Source organism: Klebsiella sp. M041, assembly GCF_059759695.1.
The window spans coordinates 254,001-272,941 of the sequence record NZ_JCAXWU010000004.1; the positions used below are offsets into that span (position 1 = coordinate 254,001).

General features: G+C 56.6%; 13 protein-coding genes and 1 pseudogene. 4 read left to right on the top strand and 10 right to left on the bottom strand.

Annotation, left to right across the window (positions count from 1 at the left end):
• Positions 1–66: 66 nt before the first annotated feature.
• The 3 genes from aroA to AC6CWS_RS06815 all read right to left on the bottom strand — a co-directional run bounded on the left by aroA (position 67) and on the right by AC6CWS_RS06815 (position 3,393).
• The gene (aroA, locus tag AC6CWS_RS06805) at positions 67–1,350 is read right to left on the bottom strand and encodes a 3-phosphoshikimate 1-carboxyvinyltransferase (RefSeq protein WP_044521915.1); all 1,284 of its coding nucleotides are present in this window, start codon (positions 1,348–1,350) and stop codon (positions 67–69) included.
• A gap of 73 nt (positions 1,351–1,423) precedes the next feature.
• Positions 1,424–2,512, bottom strand: a complete 1,089-nt coding sequence (gene serC, locus AC6CWS_RS06810; RefSeq protein ID WP_023289018.1) for a 3-phosphoserine/phosphohydroxythreonine transaminase — start codon at positions 2,510–2,512, stop codon at positions 1,424–1,426.
• 188 nt (positions 2,513–2,700) lie between these two features.
• Positions 2,701–3,393 (bottom strand): DUF421 domain-containing protein, encoded by a 693-nt coding sequence (locus tag AC6CWS_RS06815; protein WP_023289017.1) that lies wholly within the window; start codon positions 3,391–3,393, stop codon positions 2,701–2,703.
• 115 nt (positions 3,394–3,508) lie between these two features.
• Between AC6CWS_RS06815 and ycaO the strand changes: the two genes are divergently transcribed.
• From ycaO to pflA, 4 genes are all read left to right on the top strand, one after another.
• Positions 3,509–5,269, top strand: coding sequence for a 30S ribosomal protein S12 methylthiotransferase accessory factor YcaO (ycaO, locus tag AC6CWS_RS06820; protein ID WP_065882131.1), 1,761 nt, complete (start codon positions 3,509–3,511; stop codon positions 5,267–5,269).
• A 385-nt stretch (positions 5,270–5,654) separates the two neighbouring features.
• The gene (gene focA, locus AC6CWS_RS06825; RefSeq protein ID WP_023289015.1) at positions 5,655–6,512 is read left to right on the top strand and encodes a formate transporter FocA; all 858 of its coding nucleotides are present in this window, start codon (positions 5,655–5,657) and stop codon (positions 6,510–6,512) included.
• Positions 6,513–6,563: 51 nt separating this feature from the next.
• Positions 6,564–8,846 carry a formate C-acetyltransferase gene (gene pflB / locus AC6CWS_RS06830; protein WP_065881848.1) on the top strand — a complete coding sequence of 761 codons (2,283 nt, stop codon included), beginning with the start codon at positions 6,564–6,566 and terminating at the stop codon, positions 8,844–8,846.
• Positions 8,847–9,037: 191 nt separating this feature from the next.
• Positions 9,038–9,778 (top strand): pyruvate formate lyase 1-activating protein, encoded by a 741-nt coding sequence (gene pflA, locus AC6CWS_RS06835; RefSeq protein WP_002898145.1) that lies wholly within the window; start codon positions 9,038–9,040, stop codon positions 9,776–9,778.
• Positions 9,779–9,931: 153 nt separating this feature from the next.
• On the opposite strand, the gene AC6CWS_RS06840 is transcribed toward pflA, so the two are convergent.
• From AC6CWS_RS06840 to lolA, 7 genes and pseudogenes are all read right to left on the bottom strand, one after another.
• Positions 9,932–11,080: an MFS transporter gene (locus AC6CWS_RS06840; RefSeq protein WP_008805851.1), complete on the bottom strand. Its 1,149-nt coding sequence runs from the start codon at positions 11,078–11,080 to the stop codon at positions 9,932–9,934.
• 274 nt (positions 11,081–11,354) lie between these two features.
• Positions 11,355–12,218, bottom strand: a complete 864-nt coding sequence (locus tag AC6CWS_RS06845; RefSeq protein WP_065881852.1) for a dimethyl sulfoxide reductase anchor subunit family protein — start codon at positions 12,216–12,218, stop codon at positions 11,355–11,357.
• A 1-nt stretch (position 12,219) separates the two neighbouring features.
• Positions 12,220–12,837: a DMSO/selenate family reductase complex B subunit gene (locus AC6CWS_RS06850; protein ID WP_048334592.1), complete on the bottom strand. Its 618-nt coding sequence runs from the start codon at positions 12,835–12,837 to the stop codon at positions 12,220–12,222.
• Positions 12,838–12,847: 10 nt separating this feature from the next.
• Positions 12,848–15,273: pseudogene (gene dmsA, locus AC6CWS_RS06855) on the bottom strand (dimethylsulfoxide reductase subunit A).
• Positions 15,274–15,471: 198 nt separating this feature from the next.
• Positions 15,472–16,764: a serine--tRNA ligase gene (serS, locus tag AC6CWS_RS06860; protein ID WP_065881854.1), complete on the bottom strand. Its 1,293-nt coding sequence runs from the start codon at positions 16,762–16,764 to the stop codon at positions 15,472–15,474.
• Between the two features lie 91 nt (positions 16,765–16,855).
• Positions 16,856–18,199, bottom strand: coding sequence for a replication-associated recombination protein RarA (rarA, locus tag AC6CWS_RS06865; protein ID WP_065881856.1), 1,344 nt, complete (start codon positions 18,197–18,199; stop codon positions 16,856–16,858).
• A gap of 8 nt (positions 18,200–18,207) precedes the next feature.
• Positions 18,208–18,819: an outer membrane lipoprotein periplasmic chaperone LolA gene (gene lolA, locus AC6CWS_RS06870; protein WP_004201368.1), complete on the bottom strand. Its 612-nt coding sequence runs from the start codon at positions 18,817–18,819 to the stop codon at positions 18,208–18,210.
• Between the last annotated feature and the right edge of the window lie 122 nt (positions 18,820–18,941).

Sequence of the window (18,941 nt, forward strand, 5' to 3'; positions counted from 1 at the left end):
CCGACAAGCAGAGATAAAAAAAACGCCGACCTGAAGGTCGGCGTTGTTACCTTAAATTCGCGTCATTCAGGCCGGCGTACTGATCCGCGCCAGTTGCTCAAAATAGTCGGGGAAAGTTTTCGCCGTACACTTCGGATCAAGGATGGTCACCGGCGTATCAGACAGCGCCACCAGCGAGAAGCACATCGCCATCCGGTGGTCGTTATAGGTGCCGATTTCAGCATACTTCAGCGTCGCCGGCGGGGTGATGCGAATATAATCTTCACCCTCTTCCACCTCGGCGCCCACTTTACGCAACTCGGTCGCCATGGCGAACAGACGGTCCGTCTCCTTGACCCGCCAGTTGTAGATATTGCGCAGCGTGGTGGTTCCTTGCGCGAACAGCGCGGCGGTGGCGATGGTCATCGCGGCGTCCGGGATATGGTTCATATCCATATCGATAGCCTTGAGCTCGCCACGGGTACAGGCGATGAAATCGTCGCCCCAGGTGACGGTGGCGCCCATTTTTTCCAGTACGTCGGCGAAACGAATATCGCCCTGTACGCTGCCGCGGCCGATACCGGTGACTTTCACCGTGCCGCCCTTAATGGCGCCAGCGGCAAGGAAATACGAGGCCGATGAAGCATCCCCTTCCACCAGGTAATCCCCCGGCGACTGATACTGTTGCTTGCCGCGCACCACAAAGCGCTGATAAGACTGGTTGTCCACCTCAACCCCGAAGGTTTTCATCAGGTGCAGCGTAATGTCGATATAGGGTTTTGACACCAGATCGCCCTTAATGGCGATCACGGTATCCTGCGGCGCCAGCGGCGCGGTCATCAGCAGCGCGGTCAGGAACTGGCTGGAGACGCTGCCGTCAACTTCAACGTTGCCCCCCTGGAACCCTCCGCGCAGGCGCAGCGGCGGATAATTTTCCTGCTCCAGATAGTCGATCTGAGCGCCGCCCTGACGCAGGGCATCCACCAGATGGCCGATCGGGCGCTCTTTCATTCGCGGCTCGCCGGTCAGCACGATATCGTTGCTGCCAAGGCACAGGGCTGCCGCCAGCGGGCGCATCGCGGTACCGGCGTTGCCGAGGAACAGCTCCAGTGCCGCTGCGGCATGCAGCGGGCCGCCGTTGCCGGTCACTTCACAGCGGGTACGGTCAGCAGACAGGGTGTATTGAACCCCCAGCGCACTCAGGGCATTCAGCATATGGCGCACATCGTCGCTGTCCAGCAGGTTGGTCAGCACCGTCGTGCCGCGGGCCAGGGCGGCCAGCAGCAGCGCGCGGTTGGAGACGCTTTTCGAACCTGGCAGGTTCACGGTGCCCTCTACGCGTGCGATGGGTTGTAACGTCAGGGAATCCATCAAACTTCACTCTCAAACAAACAGAATAAAAACCCCGCAGACAGGCCGCGGGGAGGAAGAAAGAAACGGGCGATTAACCGTGACGGCGTTCGAAGTCCAGCATAAAGTCGGTTAACGCCTTCACGCCGTCCAGCGGCATCGCGTTGTAGATGGAGGCACGCATGCCGCCCACCACCCGGTGGCCCTTAAGCGCGTGCAGCCCGGCGGCAAACGACTCTTCAAGGAACAGTTTATCCAGCGCGCTGTCCGCCAGCTGGAACGGCACGTTCATACGGGAGCGGTTGGCTTGCGCCACATCGTTACGATAGAAGCCGCTGTTATCGATCACGCCATACAGCAGTTCGGCTTTCTGCTGGTTGATCTTGTCCATCGCGGCAACGCCGCCCTGCTGTTTCAGCCACTTAAACACCAGACCGGCCAGATACCAGGCGAACGTCGGCGGCGTGTTAAACATCGAGTCATTCTCGCTTAACACGGTGTAGTCGAGGATTGACGGGCAGGCCACGCTGGCTTTACCCAGCAGATCTTCACGTACGATGACCAGCGTCAACCCTGCCGGGCCGATATTCTTCTGCGCGCCGGCATAGATCACGCCGAAGCGGTTGACGTCAATTTCGCGGGACAGAATGGTGGAGGAGAAATCGGCGGTCACGATGACGTCGTCGCCGAAGTTCGGCGTATCATCAATCGCGATACCGTCAATGGTTTCGTTCGGGCAGTAGTGCAGATACGCCGCGCCCGGCGTCAGCTGCCACTCGCTCATTGGCTTGACCGCGCGCTTGCCGTCGACGGTGATTTTCGCGTCGATGACGTTAGGCGTGCAGTATTTCTTCGCCTCTTTGACCGCGCTGGCGGCCCAGTAGCCAGCGTCCACATAGTCAGCGACGTTTTTATCGCCGAGGATGTTCAGCGGGATCCCGGCGAACTGGCCGCGGCCGCCGCCATGACAGAACAACACTTTATAGTTGGAAGGGATATTCAGCAGAGAACGGAAGTCCTGTTCTGCCTCTTCTGCCACCTGGATGAACTCCTTACCACGGTGACTGATTTCCATGACCGACGTACCCAGACCGTGCCAGTCGCACAGTTCCTGCTGAGCCAGTTTGAGTACTTCCGCCGGCAGCATTGCCGGGCCCGAACTGAAGTTATAGACCTGAGCCATTTCCCCTCACCACGTTGCTATGTTGTTTTGCCCGCGAACCGCCGCGGGCATAAGTTATTCCTGTGGCTATCGGTTTTATCATTCAGTGACACGGTCCGCAATGGCTAAAACTCGCCGACGGCAAAACGCGGCAGCCGTCACACAACAGAATCTATCGGCTTGACGTAATAAAACCGACATATTTGCTGTCAGGTGAGCCGTTTCGCCCGGCTGGCCTTCGACCATTCTGCATTTGCGCAGCGGGAACATATTCGCTTTTCTCCCGCCTGCATCGCCATCACGATGCTGCAGCGTACGCAGGCGTAGATCCCCTCCTGAGGAATAGTGGTATAGCGCGTGGTGCAGTGCGTCGGGAGAATCGACAACCCGGCCCTCACTTCGTCATCGGGATAATAAAACACGCTGATCTGGCCATTGGTTTCAAGGATCGCCAGCCGCACCTGGCCGAGCTGCTCGACGCTGTTGACCCGTAGCTCCATAAAAAATTCGAATTCGGTCATATTTTCCGCATGCAGTTTCTCCCATGCCAGTTGCCCCTCCTCCACCACCACGATAGGCTTGCCCTCCAGCAGATCCTCCAGCTTTTCACTATGCCCCATCAGCCACATGATGCCGCGATAAAGCAGCGCCAGCGTAACGAAGACCACCAGCACCGGCAACAGCGGGACATCGTCATAAAACGCCACGTCCCCCGCCGCCGAGCCGAGGGTCAGAATAATCAGCACCTCAAACAGCGACATCTGCCGCACGCCGCGCCGTCCGGTAATTTTGAGGAAAATAAAGACCAGAACGAAGGTGTAGAGGCTGCGCAACGCCACCTCGCCGAGAAATTCCACCGGCACTTTATCGAGCGCCATCCTCTGCCAGTCAAAGGCTTTCATTATCATCTCCCTGAGCATTAAAAGATGTCTCTAAGCATAGCCAGATGATGGAGATAGCACCTGTCAGATAAAAGCCGTATCATTGCGCGCTTTCCGTACGACAAAAGTGATCGCCATGACCCAAACGTTTATTCCCGGCAAAGATGCCGCCCTGGAAGATTCCATCGCTCGCTTCCAGCAAAAATTGCTCGACCTCGGATTTGATATCGAAGAGGCCTCGTGGCTGAACCCGGTGCCGCACGTGTGGTCCGTTCACATTCGCGATAAGGAATGCGCGCTGTGCTTTACCAATGGTAAAGGCGCCACCAAAAAGGCAGCCCTCGCCTCCGCGCTGGGCGAATATTTCGAGCGCCTGTCCACCAACTATTTTTTCGCTGACTTCTGGTTAGGCGACACTATCGCTAACGGCCCGTTCGTTCACTACCCGAACGAAAAGTGGTTCCCGCTGACCGAAAACGACGACGTCCCGGAAGGTCTGCTGGATGCCCGCCTGCTCGCGTTCTACGATCCGGACGATCAGCTGACGGCCAGCATGCTGGTGGATCTGCAATCCGGTAACGATGAGCGCGGCGTGTGCGGCCTGCCCTTTACCCGCCAGTCCGACGGCGAAACGGTCTATATTCCTATGAATATCGTCGGCAACCTGTATGTCTCCAACGGCATGTCCGCTGGCAACACCCGTAATGAAGCTCGCGTGCAGGGCCTGTCCGAAGTCTTTGAGCGCCATATCAAAAACCGCATCATCGCCGAAAGCATCAGCCTGCCGGAGATCCCGGCGGAGGTCATGGCGCGCTATCCGGGCGTCGTAGAGTCGATCGCCAAACTGGAAGCCGAAGGTTTCCCGATCTTTGCCTATGATGGCTCGCTGGGCGGCAAGTATCCGGTTATCTGCGTCGTGCTGTTTAACCCGGCAAACGGCACCTGCTTCGCCTCTTTCGGCGCCCATCCGGACTTCGGCGTGGCGCTGGAACGTACGGTCACCGAACTGCTGCAGGGCCGCAGCCTGAAAGATCTCGACGTCTTCACGCCGCCGACCTTCGACGACGAAGAAGTCGCCGAGCATGCTAACCTCGAAACCCACTTTATCGACTCCAGCGGCCTGATTTCCTGGGATATGTTCAAGCAGGATGCCGACTATCCGTTCGTTGACTGGAGCTTCTCCGGCACCACAGAAGAAGAGTTCGCCACCCTGATGGCCATCTTCAAGGCCGAAGATAAAGAAGTGTATATCGCCGACTACGAGCACCTGGGCGTTTACGCCTGCCGTATCATCGTCCCGGGGATGTCGGATATTTACCCGGCGGAAGATCTGTGGCTGGCGAACAACAGCATGGGCGCTCATCTGCGCGACACCATTCTGTCCCTGCCGGGCAGCGAGTGGGAAAAAGAAGATTACCTGGCGCTGATCGAGCAGATGGACGATGAAGGCCTGGATGATTTCACCCGCGTTCGCGAACTGCTGGGCCTCGCCACCGGCAAAGACAACGGCTGGTATACCCTGCGCGTCGGCGAGCTGAAAGCCATGCTGGCCCTGGCCGGCGGCGATCTGGAGCAGGCGCTGATCTGGACCGAGTGGACCATGGAGTTCAACGCTTCGGTCTTCAGCGCGGAACGCGCTAACTACTATCGCTGCCTGCAGACCCTGCTGCTGCTGAGCCAGGAAGAGGAGCCTCAGCCGCTGCAATACCTGAACGCCTTTATCCGTATGTACGGCGCCGAAGCGGTCGAAGCCGCCAGCGCGGCGCTGAGCGGGGAAGCGCCGTTCTATGGCCTTCAGGCTGTCGACAGCGATCTGCAGGCCTTCCCGGCCCATCAGTCGCTGCTGAAGGCTTATGAAAAACTGCAGCGAGCGAAGGCGGCGTTCTGGGCAAAATAAGCCCTAAGCGCGCCATCGAGGTGGCTAACAACGGAGCCCAATGCGGCTCCGTTGATTTCACCTGACGAGGCGGCCACTATAGTTTGTAGTTGCAAAGTTAATTAATAGTAAATAATGCGCTTATAACATTTACCATTCGTTAATTTTAAATAAAATACTCCATATTAATTAACTCAAAAAATGGCGTGAAAACGAAAAAATTCAACATAACTTATAAATTTTAAAATTTATTTTCTTCATAATATTCAAACAGTTAAACACTAAAAACACAAAAACCACACACTAAAAAGGCATATAGTTCCGGTGAGATATGATCTATATCAATTTACCTTCTATAATGCTTTGTTAGTATCTCACCGCCAACTTATATAAAGAGAGAGTTAGTGTGAAAGCTGACAACCCTTTTGATCTTTTGCTCCCTGCCGCGATGGCGAAAGTCGCCGAAGAAGCAGGTGTCTATAAAGCAACGAAGCATCCGATGAAGACCTTTTATCTGGCGATCACCGCTGGCGTTTTCATCTCCATCGCTTTCGTATTCTATATCACCGCGACCACCGGCACTGCCGCGATGCCTTATGGGATTGCCAAGCTTATCGGTGGGGTCTGTTTTTCCCTGGGTCTGATTCTGTGCATTATCTGCGGCGCTGACCTCTTTACCTCTACGGTATTGATCGTGGTGGCGAAAGCCAGCGGTCGAATTACCTGGGGGCAACTGGCAAAAAACTGGCTCAACGTCTATTTTGGTAACCTGGTGGGCGCACTGCTGTTTGTGCTGCTGATGTGGTTATCAGGCGAATATATGACTGCCAACGGCGGTTGGGGGCTCAATGTCCTGCAGACCGCTGACCACAAAATGCACCATACTTTTGTGGAGGCCGTGAGCCTGGGTATCCTCGCTAACCTGATGGTTTGTCTCGCCGTATGGATGAGCTATTCCGGTCGTAGCCTGATGGATAAAGCGATGATCATGGTTCTGCCGGTAGCGATGTTCGTTGCCAGCGGCTTTGAGCACAGCATCGCCAACATGTTTATGATCCCGATGGGTATCGTAATCCGCAACTTTGCAAGCCCGGAATTCTGGACCGCAATCGGTTCGACTCCGGAAAGTTTCTCTCACTTGACCGTTATGAACTTCATCACTGATAACCTGATTCCGGTAACTATCGGGAACATTATCGGCGGGGGTCTGCTGGTCGGGTTGACATACTGGGTCATTTACCTGCGTGGCAACGACCATCACTAAGGGTTGTTTCAGGCAGTAAATAAAAAATCCACTTAAGAAGGTAGGTGTTACATGTCCGAGCTTAATGAAAAGTTAGCCACAGCCTGGGAAGGTTTTGCGAAAGGTGACTGGCAGAATGAAGTCAACGTCCGTGACTTTATTCAGAAAAACTACACCCCATATGAAGGCGACGAATCCTTCCTGGCTGGCGCGACTGAAGCGACCACCAAGCTGTGGGACAGCGTAATGGAAGGTGTAAAACAGGAAAACCGCACTCACGCGCCTGTTGATTTTGACACTGCCCTGGCTTCCACCATCACCTCTCACGACGCAGGCTATATCGAGAAAGGTCTGGAAAAAATCGTTGGTCTGCAGACCGAAGCGCCGCTGAAACGTGCGATCATCCCGTTCGGTGGTATTAAAATGGTTGAAGGTTCCTGCAAAGCGTACAATCGCGAGCTGGACCCGATGCTGAAAAAAATCTTCACTGAGTACCGTAAAACTCACAACCAGGGCGTTTTCGACGTCTATACTCCGGACATCCTGCGCTGCCGTAAATCCGGCGTGCTGACCGGTCTGCCGGATGCTTACGGCCGTGGTCGTATCATCGGTGACTACCGTCGCGTTGCGCTGTACGGTATCGACTTCCTGATGAAAGACAAATTCGCCCAGTTCAACTCTCTGCAAGCGAAACTGGAAAGCGGCGAAGATCTGGAAGCGACCATCCGTCTGCGTGAAGAAATCGCTGAACAGCACCGCGCGCTGGGCCAGATCAAAGAGATGGCGGCTAAATATGGCTACGACATCTCCGGTCCGGCGACCACCGCTCAGGAAGCTATCCAGTGGACCTACTTCGGTTACCTGGCTGCCGTTAAATCTCAGAACGGCGCGGCAATGTCCTTCGGTCGTACCTCCAGCTTCCTGGATATCTACATCGAACGTGACCTGCAGGCGGGTAAAATCACCGAGCAAGACGCGCAGGAAATGGTTGACCACCTGGTCATGAAACTGCGTATGGTTCGCTTCCTGCGTACCCCGGAATACGATGAACTGTTCTCCGGTGACCCGATTTGGGCAACAGAATCCATCGGCGGTATGGGCATTGACGGCCGTACTCTGGTGACCAAAAACAGCTTCCGCTTCCTGAACACCCTGTACACCATGGGGCCGTCTCCGGAGCCGAACATCACTATCCTGTGGTCTGAAAAACTGCCGCTGAGCTTCAAGAAATTCGCTGCTAAAGTGTCCATCGATACCTCTTCTCTGCAGTATGAGAACGATGACCTGATGCGTCCGGACTTCAACAACGACGACTACGCTATCGCATGCTGCGTAAGCCCGATGGTTGTTGGTAAGCAAATGCAGTTCTTCGGTGCTCGCGCCAACCTCGCAAAAACCATGCTGTACGCTATCAACGGCGGCGTGGATGAAAAACTGAAAATGCAGGTGGGTCCGAAATCTGAACCGATCAAAGGCGACGTTCTGAACTTCGACGAAGTGATGGAACGCATGGATCACTTCATGGACTGGCTGGCTAAACAGTACGTCACTGCGCTGAACATCATCCACTACATGCACGACAAGTACAGCTACGAAGCCTCTCTGATGGCGCTGCACGACCGTGACGTTATCCGCACCATGGCGTGTGGTATCGCGGGTCTGTCCGTTGCTGCTGACTCCCTGTCTGCAATCAAATATGCGAAAGTTAAACCGATTCGTGACGAAGACGGTCTGGCTGTCGACTTCGAAATCGAAGGCGAATACCCGCAGTTTGGTAACAACGATGCTCGCGTCGATGACATGGCCGTTGACCTGGTTGAACGTTTCATGAAGAAAATTCAGAAACTGCACACCTACCGCAACGCGATCCCGACTCAGTCTGTTCTGACCATTACCTCTAACGTGGTATATGGTAAGAAAACCGGTAACACCCCAGACGGTCGTCGCGCTGGCGCGCCGTTCGGACCAGGTGCTAACCCGATGCACGGCCGTGACCAGAAAGGTGCTGTTGCCTCTCTGACCTCCGTAGCGAAACTGCCGTTTGCTTACGCGAAAGATGGTATCTCTTACACCTTCTCTATCGTACCGAACGCGCTGGGTAAAGATGACGAAGTTCGTAAGACCAACCTGGCGGGTCTGATGGATGGTTACTTCCACCACGAAGCGTCCATCGAAGGTGGTCAGCACCTGAACGTGAACGTGATGAACCGCGAAATGCTGCTCGACGCGATGGAAAACCCGGAAAAATATCCGCAGTTGACCATCCGCGTATCTGGCTACGCTGTACGTTTTAACTCCCTGACTAAAGAACAGCAGCAGGACGTTATTACCCGTACCTTCACTCAGACCATGTAATTCCCTGTCTGACTGAAAAAGCGTACAATAAAGGCCCCACATCAGTGGGGCCTTTTTAACAAGCAATCCCCGCCCTAGCCTGCTTTGCCAGTTATCTATACTTTGGGTATCTGTCAAAACAGACTCGACACAGCCGCTGAGCTGTGCACCAACACGGCCCCGGATGGGCCACATCTGGAGAAAACACCGCAATGTCAGTTATTGGTCGCATTCACTCCTTTGAATCCTGTGGCACCGTTGATGGCCCGGGCATCCGCTTTATTACCTTTTTCCAGGGCTGCCTGATGCGCTGCCTGTATTGCCATAACCGTGATACCTGGGATACCCACGGCGGCAAAGAAATCACCGTTGAAGAGTTAATGAAAGAGGTGGTGACCTATCGTCACTTTATGAATGCTTCCGGCGGCGGCGTCACCGCATCGGGCGGCGAAGCGATCCTGCAGGCGGAGTTTGTTCGCGACTGGTTCCGCGCCTGTAAGAAGGAAGGTATTCATACCTGTCTCGATACCAATGGCTTTGTTCGTCGCTACGATCCCGTTATCGACGAACTGCTGGAGGTAACAGACCTGGTGATGCTGGATCTCAAGCAGATGAACGATGAGATTCACCAGAACCTGGTCGGCGTCTCTAACCATCGTACGCTGGAATTCGCCCAGTATCTGGCGAAGAAGAATATCAATGTCTGGATCCGCTACGTGGTGGTTCCGGGCTGGTCAGACGATGATGATTCCGCGCACCGCCTGGGCGAATTTACCCGCGATATGGGCAATGTCGAAAAAATCGAGCTGCTGCCCTACCATGAGCTGGGCAAACACAAATGGGTAGCGATGGGCGAAGAGTACAAGCTGGACGGCGTCCATCCGCCGAAGAAAGAGACCATGGAGCGAGTCAAAGGCATCCTTGAGCAATATGGGCACAAAGTGATGTACTAATCCCACCGGGCCGGTGATGCGCTTATGCCGGCCTGCAACGGCGTGGGAAGCTGTTACCGTCCAGCCGTTGCATTCTTATGCAAGACGGCTCTACTGCAGTAAGCACAAGCTATTAAAACGGATGACGCGCAGCATGCGCTGCGCGCTACAGGGTCAGGCGTGCGCCACCGGCGTTGGATGATGTCCGGCTTTGCGCAGCAGGGTCAGCAGATAGATAAACGACACGCTGGCGATCATAATAAACAGCAGGTTATCCGAGAAGTTCTGCATCAGCATCGCCGTCAGCGTCGGGCCCAGCAGGCTGCCGATGGTATAGCTCATCAACAGCGCCTGGTTCATTGCCACCAGCTGATGGTGCTCCACTTTTTCACAGGCCCAGGCCATCGCCACCGGATAGAGGGTAAAGCCCGAAGCGCCCAACACAAACAGCGCCGGCGCCATCGCCGCCTGGCTGAGCATCGCCATACATCCCAGAATCACCACAAACACCTGCACCCGCAGCACCAGCAGGCGACCGTAGCGGTCTGCCAGCCGCCCTACCGGCCACTGGCCGAGGATCCCGGCGCTAACCATCACCGCCATCCAGAAGCCAATGCCGGCGTCGCTGACGCCCTGATGGTTCAGCCACAGCGGCATCAGACCATACAGCGAGCCGAGGACAATCCCTGAGATAATGCAGCCATTGACCCCGTGGCGCGCCTGGCGCAGCTTCAGCATCGGCCAGATACGTACCGTTTCATGTGGCTCTTCGGCCTGCCCCATGATGCGGGTAAACAGCAGCGGCAGGATCGCCGCCAGCGCCAGACCCGTCACCCACGGCAGGACGCTCATTAAATCGGTGGGGAGTTTACTGACCATCAGCTGGCCCAGTACGGTACCGACGTAATAGACCATCATGTACGCCGCCAGCAGACGACCGCGGCTGCGTGAAGTGCCGCTGCAGACCAGCGCGCTTTCCACCACCACCCAAATCATCGCGCAGCCTACGCCGGCGATAAAACGCCAGCTCAGCCACGTCCAGAAACCCACGGTGATCCCCAGCCCTACGCAGCCGACGGCGAATATTAACGACGCGAGATAATAGCTGCGGTTAAACCCCAGGCGCTTGATCACCCAGCCGGCAAGCAACGTACCGGCCAGGTTGCCGGTAAAATAGGATGACCCCACCATGCCGACCTGCCAGGTTGGCATATTTTCATGGGCGAGCCAGAGCGGGACGAGCGTATTCAGCACCGCTATCGCCAGGGTCAGTAAAAGCAGGCCACAGAGCAGCATTTGCACTGGCCGGGTGTAGATGGTCATGGGTAAAAACCGTGAGGAATGTTCAGATCGCGAGCGCATCATGCCACCGCTAAAAACATTGTCAATCCACCTGAAATCAGGCCTGACGCGGTTTTGCCGGGCACGATAGAAGTTTTTTATCCACAGAAGGGATAAAGATGAGGCAACAGATAATACGCTGTTGTTTTTCTTAATTTATTAATAAATGTCGACGTTGATTTCAGTTGAAAAATTTCATCTATCGACAGCACGTTTTCATCATGCCGGCACGCCTGCGCCGGCATGATGACGCTGATTAACTGGCGATAGCCATCCCGACGGTCATATGCAGACCATAGAATACGCCGCGGCCAATCATCTCTCCCGCCAGCACCAGAACAAACGCCAGGCCGAGCAGCGAGACCGTCGGCTTGCGGCCGCGGATCTGCGGCACGCACCAGCAGGCCAGGGCCAGCGCCAGCAGCACCACGCGCCAGGCCATAAGCAGCCCATAATCCGGCACCAGGGCGGAGGCCTGCTGAATTGAGCTGCGGATAGTGGCGAGTTCACTCCCCTGCATCAGGACCACCACGATACTCACCAGCAGCGCCAGTAAAGTGACCACCGGCAGCAGGCGCAGCGCCCAACCGTCAACGCCTGCGACGCGCAGCAGCAGGTAGCCCAGCAGCGGACCGCCGATAAACAACGTCAGGAAGAAGCTCAGCGGCGTCCAGAGGGTATACCAGGTCGGCACCGTGTCGATGGTGTTATAGACCCGCACCATCATCCAGACGAAGATCACCCCAAGCGCCATGGTCGCGACCAGCCACAGGCTACGCAGTCCGGCAGGCAGCTTTTTACACACGGCCAGCAGCCAGCCAATCCCGCCGACGGCGAAGAAGATCGCCCCGCTGGCTATCTCATTACTCAGCGATGAGGCCCCTACGCGATTGAGCGAGTTAAAGGCCCGCAGCGGCGAACCGAGGTGCATTGTCGAGGCGATAAACCCGATCCCCATCAATACCCACAGGCCGAACATGCTACCCACCACGCGCTGCTCCTGCTCACGGGAAAGCTTGCCCGTCATGAGCGCCAGCGCCAGGACGATGAAGCCGCCCGCGACGCACTGGCCGAAGACCGTAAAGATCATCAGCGGCCATTCATGCCATCCGTTTCCCATCTTACACCTCCTTCGGGTTTGCCAGGTAACCGGTGGTATCGCCACACGGCCGGGCATTGGCGTTAGGTTTGATCACGATGCTCGGCCGGGTAAAGTGCGCCGAAGGCAACGGCGCCACCGCCGCCAGCTGGCCGTGCTTAGCGCGCAGTTCGGCAATCGGCCCGAAATCCAGCGCCCGCAGCGGGCAGGACTCGACGCAGATCGGCTTTTTCCCGTCGGCGACGCGCTCGTGGCAGCCGTCACACTTGGTCATATGGCCTTTGTCGGCATTATATTGCGGCGCGCCGTAAGGACAGGCCATATGGCAGTAACGGCAGCCAATGCACACCTCTTCGTTGACCACCACAAAACCGTCTTCGCGCTTGTGCATCGCTCCGCTCGGACAGACCTTGGTGCAGGCAGGATCTTCGCAGTGGTTACAGGCGATGGAGAGGTAATAGGCGAACACGTTCTGATTCCAGACGCCGTTATCCTCCTGCCAGTCGCCGCCGGCATATTCATAAATGCGGCGGAAGCTGACCTCCGGGGTCAGATTTTTGTAGTCCTTACAGGCCAGTTCGCAGGTCTTGCAACCGGTGCAACGGGCGGAATCAATAAAAAATCCATACTGAGTTGTCATCGGTTACTCCTTACAGCTTCTCAACCTGGACGAGGTTGGTATGCGACGGGTTCCCCTTCGCCAGCGGCGAGGGGCGCTGGGTGGTCAGCACGTTAATGCTGCCAGCCTGATCCACGCGCGAGGCGTCCGGGTTATACCAGGCCCCTTCCCCCAGCGCGACCACGCCCGGCATCATGCGCGGGGTCACCTTCGCTTCGATATGCACTTCCCCACGGTCATTGAAGATGCGAATGCGATCGCCGTTGGCAATACCGCGCTGGCGGGCATCGATCGGGTTAATCCACATCTCCTGCCGACAGGCAGCCTTCAGTACATCGACGTTGCCGTAGGTTGAGTGGACGCGCGATTTATAGTGGAAGCCGGTCAGCTGTAGCGGGTATTTCGCCGTCAGCGGATCGTTGTAGTTTTCGAAGCCCGGGGTGTATATCGGCAGCGGATCGATGACATCGCCTTCCGGCAGCTCCCAGGTGGCGGCGATTTTCGCCAGCGCCTGCGAATAGATTTCAATCTTGCCCGAAGGCGTGGTCAGCGGATTAGCCTGCGGATCCTCGCGGAAGGCTTTATAAGCCACATGGTGCCCTTGCGGATCGCGCTGCTTATAGATGCCCTGCTGACGGAAGGTGTCGAAATCCGGCAGGTCGGGAATCGCTGTGCGCGACTGCTCATACAGATAGCGCATCCAGCCTTCCTGGGTACGGCCTTCGGTAAATTTTTCCTCGACGCCGAGGCGCTTCGCCAGCTCGCTGGTCATCTCATAGATAGTTTTGCATTCGAAACGCGGCTTGATGGCCTGGTCGGCAAAGATGACGTAGGACATGTTGCCGCAGGAGGCATCCAGCGCGAAATCCATCTGCTCAGAGGCGGTGCAGTCCGGCAGCAGAATATCGGCGTATTTCGCTGACGAGGTCATATGGCAGTCGATGACCACAATCATCTCGCACTTCTTGTCGTCCTGCAGGATCTCGTGGGTGCGGTTAATCTCTGAGTGCTGGTTGATCAGGCAGTTGCCCGCATAGTTCCAGATCATTTTGATCGGCACATCGAGCTTATCTTTGCCACGCACCCCATCGCGCAGGGCGGTCATTTCCGGGCCGCGCTCAATCGCATCGGTCCACATAAACATTGAGATGCTGGTCTGAACCGGATTCTCCAGCGTCGGCATGCGCTCAAACGGCAGGCTGTAGGAGCCCTCGCGCGCGCCGCTGTTGCCGCCGTTGATCCCGACGTTACCGGTCAGAATGGCGAGCATCGCGATAGCCCGGGTGGCGATTTCGCCGTTGGCGTGACGCTGCGGCCCCCAGCCCTGGCTGATATAGGCCGGTTTGGCGCTGGCAATTTCGCGCGCCAGTTTAACAATGCGTTCGCGCGGAATACCGGTTATGGTCGAGGCCCACTCCGGCGTTTTGGCGATACCGTCAGCGCCCTGGCCAAGGATCCAGGCTTTATAGTGGCCATTGGCCGGGGCATCGGCAGGCAAGGTTTTCTCGTCGTATCCCACACAGTATTTATCGAGGAACGGCTGATCGACCAGATTCTCGGTGATCATCACCCACGCCAGACCCGATACCAGTGCCGCATCGGTACCGGGGCGAATCGGGATCCATTCATCTTCGCGTCCGGCGCCGGTGTCGGTATAGCGCGGATCGATAATGATCATCCGGGCATTGGATTTCTGGCGCGCCTGCTCAAGATAGTAGGTCACCCCGCCGCCGCTCATCCGCGTTTCCCCGGGGTTGTTGCCGAACAGCACCACCAGCTGGCTGTTTTCAATATCCGATGGACTATTGCCGTCGGCCCAGCCGCCGTAGGTATAATTGAGGCCCTCGGCAATCTGCGCCGAAGAGTAATCGCCATAGTGGTTCAGATAACCGCCGCAGCAGTTCATCAGACGGGCAATCAGCGTTTTTCCTGGCGGCCAGGAACGAGTCAGCGTGCCGCCGAGCGTACCGGTGCCGTAGTTCAGATAGATGGATTCGTTGCCGTATTCTTTAATCAGCCGCTGCGTCGTGCTGGCGATGATATCGAACGCCTCTTCCCAGCTGATTTGCTCGAATTTACCCTCACCGCGTTTGCCTACGCGCTTCATCGGATATTTCAGCCGATCGGGGTTATAAACCCGGCGGCGCATAGACCGCCCGCGCAGGCAGGCGCGCACCTGATGCAGGCCGTCATAGTTATCGTCACCGGTATTATCGGTTTCGACGTATTTAATCGCGCCATCCACCACGTGCATGCGCAGCGGGCAGCGGCTGCCGCAGTTGACGGTACAGGCACTCCAGACCACCTTCTCGTTGGCGGGTGCCGGCGTATCGGCGGCATGCGCCAGTCGGGTAAAGGGTAACGTTAGTGCGTTGCTGGCCAGCGCCAGGCCGCCTATTGCCGTCCACGGCGGCTTACCTCAGCAGCCAGTAAAGCATCGGGGGCTTTAATTTTCATGGATACTCGCTTTGGTTGCTCACAATAAACTGACAAGCGCTATATAGTCATATATATATTGCTTTGAAATATTATTGGTTTTTTATGCTGGTTTAATCCAAAGGGAGTATCACTGCATTCGCGGATGGGATTATTGCCCGGTATCAATAAGGATGTAAAAAAAGCGCCCGCAGGCGCTTTTAAGGGAGAAGGTAAAAATTAACCGATATATTCGAGGCCGCGCATATACGGGCGCAGGATTTCCGGGATCTCGATACGGCCATCGGCCTGCTGATAGTTTTCCATCAGCGCCACCAGGGTACGACCGACCGCCAGGCCAGAACCATTCAGGGTATGAACGAGACGGGTCTTCTTGTCGGACTTGCTGCGGCAGCGAGCCTGCATACGACGCGCCTGGAAATCCCAGACGTTGGAGCAGGAAGAGATCTCACGGTAGGTGTTCTGCGCCGGGACCCATACTTCGAGGTCATAGGTTTTGCAGGCGCTGAAGCCCATATCGCCGGTGCACAGCGCGACCTTACGGTACGGCAGACCCAGCAGCTGCAGCACTTTCTCGGCGTGGCCGGTCATCTCTTCCAGCGCCGCCATCGAGTCTTCCGGACGGACAATCTGCACCATTTCAACTTTATCGAACTGGTGCATACGGATCAGACCGCGGGTGTCGCGACCATAAGAACCTGCTTCGGAACGGAAGCACGGCGTATGGGCGGTCATTTTTATCGGCAGATCGTCTTCATCGATAATTTCATCACGCACCAGGTTGGTCAGCGGCACTTCCGCCGTCGGGATCAGCGCGTAGTTGCTGTTGTCAGCCTCTTCTTCCAGCGGACGGGTATGGAACAGGTCGCCGGCGAATTTCGGCAACTGGCCGGTGCCATACAGGGTGTCCTGGTTAACCAAGTACGGGACATAGTTTTCGCTATAGCCATGCTGTTCAGTGTGCAGATCCAGCATGAACTGCGCCAGGGCGCGGTGCAGACGGGCCAGCTGGCCTTTCATCACCACGAAGCGCGAACCGGTGAGCTTAACGGCGGCGGCAAAATCCAGCCCCCCGTGCATTTCACCCAGCGTCACGTGATCGCGCACGTCGAAATCGAACTGGCGCGGCGTGCCCCAGCGGCTGACTTCAACGTTGTCGTTTTCGTCACGGCCAACCGGCACGTCATCGTGAGGTATATTCGGGATCGCCAGCGCGATATCGCGGATTTCCGCCAGCAGCGCTTCCAGCTCGGATTTTGCGGCATCCAGCTGTTCGCCGAGTTTGTTCACTTCCAGGCGTAATGGCTCGATGTCTTCCCCGCGCGCTTTCGCCTGGCCAATGGATTTCGATCGGGAGTTGCGCTCCGCCTGCAGGTTTTCCGTTTGCACCTGCAGAACTTTACGACGCTCTTCAAGCGCGCGAAGTTTATCTACATCCAGCTTAAAGCCCCGGCGTGCCAGTTTTTCTGCGACTGCGTCTGGCTCGGTACGCAGCAGATTGGGATCGAGCATGCTTATCCTGTGCTTATCGAATTAAAAAAAGAATAGTGGCCGCAGACTACGACCACGGAAATAGTGTAATAACCTTACCGCAACGCCTCAATTAGCGGTAGCGTTTTATCGGGCTATTTTGATCCTGTTCAGCGAGCCAGGCGAGCTTTTCGCCAATTTTGCCCTCAAGCCCCCGGTTTGTCGGGCGATAATAGCGCGTTTGCGCCATTTCCTGCGGGAAGTACTGCTCACCGGCGGCGTAGGCGTTAGGTTCGTCATGAGCGTAACGATACTCCTGCCCGTAGCCCATCTCTTTCATCAGCTTCGTCGGGGCATTGCGCAGATGCACTGGAACGTCATAGTCCGGACGGTCTCGCGCGTCGGCCAGCGCCGCTTTAAAGGCGGTGTAGACCGCATTGCTCTTCGGCGCGCAGGCCAGATAGACAATGGCCTGGGCAATCGCCCGTTCGCCTTCCGCCGGCCCGACGCGGGTAAAGCAGTCCCACGCCGAAATGGCCACCTGCATCGCCCGCGGGTCAGCGTTGCCGACGTCTTCCGAGGCAATCGCCAGACAACGGCGGGCAACGTACAGCGGATCGCCCCCGGCGGTGATGATCCGCGCGTACCAGTAGAGCGCCGCGTCCGGCGCGCTCCCGCGCACTGACTTATGCAGGGCGGAAATCAAATCGTAGAAACGGTCGCCTTTATTATCAAAGCGCGCGCTGCGCTCGCCGGCGATCTCGGTCAGCAGTTCCGCCTTCAACACCCGCTTGCCCGCATCATCGCTCTCGGCCATATCGGCCATCATTTCCAGGGTATTCAGCGCCCGCCGCGCATCGCCGTTCACCAGTTCGGCGATGGCCCTGCGGGTCTCATCCGGCAAAACGATATCCTGGCCGCCGTAGCCGCGGGTTTTATCGTGCATCGCCTGGTCAAGCACCTGCTCGATATCGTCGGTGGTGAGCGATTTCAGTAAGTAGACGCGTGCGCGGGAGAGCAGCGCCGAGTTAAGCTCAAAGGAGGGATTTTCGGTGGTCGCGCCAATAAAGGTGATGGTGCCATCTTCAATATGCGGCAGAAAGGCATCCTGCTGGCTTTTATTGAAGCGATGCACTTCGTCAACAAACAGAATCGTTCGTCGGCCGGCGTGGCGATTCTGCCGCGCGCGCTCAATGGCCTCGCGGATCTCTTTCACCCCGGAGGTCACCGCCGAGATCCTTTCGACATCGGCGCTGGCATAGCGGGCGATCACTTCCGCCAGGGTAGTCTTGCCGGTGCCCGGCGGCCCCCAGAGGATCATCGAATGCAGGTGCCCGGCTTCGATCGCCCGCGGCAGGGGTTTGCCCGGCGCCAGCAGGTGCTGCTGGCCAATATACTGCGCTAAATTTTCTGGCCGCATGCGAGCGGCCAGAGGTTGAAACGCGTTGTCGGAAAAATCGAGCGACAGATTGCTCACTTTCGCCTCTACTTACGTTGATCGTCCACCGTCACCCCTTTCGGCGGCGTAAAGGTGAACTTAGATGCGTCGACGGCGCCGTTCTGCTGCGATTTCAGCTGATAGCTGCTGCGCTGATCATCCTGCTCGACGGCGCTGAACTGATGGATGGTGCCGTCCCGACCGACGTTGATCGTGAACTGCTTCAGGTTGCCGCTGCCGCTTTTCGGCGTCAGCACAAAATCATCGCCGTTTTGTTTGATATTGTACTGCTGCCAGTCGCTGGACTGGTTGCGGGCAATCAGCATAAACGGCGTGTTGCTGGTCGCGTCTTTCAGCCAGGTCGCCGTGGCCTGCTCGACGAACGGGTTATAGAACCACAGGGTTTTACCATCCGAAACGAGGACGCTCTCATCCGGCTGGGTCATATGCCAGTTAAACAGATTCGGGCGTTTTACCCACAGGTCGCCCTGTCCGTCCTGCACGGCGTTGCCGCTGCCGTCGGTGACTTTTTGCGTGAAGCTGGCATGGAAGCTGCTCACTTTATCAAGACGGCTTTTTAAGTCACTGGCCGCATCTGCCCAGACCTGGCTGACGACCATACCAGACAGTAATGCACAGGTGATTGCGAGTTTTTTCATTGTTCTTCCTTAATGTGCGTCACTCCCGACGCGGGAGCCTCTTCTGCCCCTAATGTAGGACCGCCGACGGCGGCGGGACAGAAGAATTGGCTGATTTTGCGCTTATTTACCCAACTTTGCAC

Bases quoted from the DNA above. Each gene is read 5' to 3' on its own strand.
- AC6CWS_RS06850 (WP_048334592.1), bottom strand. From the start codon at position 12,837: ATGACAACTCAGTATGGATTTTTTATTGATTCCGCCCGTTGCACCGGT.
- serS (WP_065881854.1), bottom strand. From the start codon at position 16,764: ATGCTCGATCCCAATCTGCTGCGTACCGAGCCAGACGCAGTCGCAGAA.
- lolA (WP_004201368.1), bottom strand. From the start codon at position 18,819: ATGAAAAAACTCGCAATCACCTGTGCATTACTGTCTGGTATGGTCGTC.
- AC6CWS_RS06840 (WP_008805851.1), bottom strand. From the start codon at position 11,080: ATGACCATCTACACCCGGCCAGTGCAAATGCTGCTCTGTGGCCTGCTT.
- ycaO (WP_065882131.1), top strand. From the start codon at position 3,509: ATGACCCAAACGTTTATTCCCGGCAAAGATGCCGCCCTGGAAGATTCC.
- pflA (WP_002898145.1), top strand. From the start codon at position 9,038: ATGTCAGTTATTGGTCGCATTCACTCCTTTGAATCCTGTGGCACCGTT.
- pflB (WP_065881848.1), top strand. From the start codon at position 6,564: ATGTCCGAGCTTAATGAAAAGTTAGCCACAGCCTGGGAAGGTTTTGCG.
- AC6CWS_RS06815 (WP_023289017.1), bottom strand. From the start codon at position 3,393: ATGAAAGCCTTTGACTGGCAGAGGATGGCGCTCGATAAAGTGCCGGTG.
- serC (WP_023289018.1), bottom strand. From the start codon at position 2,512: ATGGCTCAGGTCTATAACTTCAGTTCGGGCCCGGCAATGCTGCCGGCG.
- AC6CWS_RS06845 (WP_065881852.1), bottom strand. From the start codon at position 12,218: ATGGGAAACGGATGGCATGAATGGCCGCTGATGATCTTTACGGTCTTC.
- aroA (WP_044521915.1), bottom strand. From the start codon at position 1,350: ATGGATTCCCTGACGTTACAACCCATCGCACGCGTAGAGGGCACCGTG.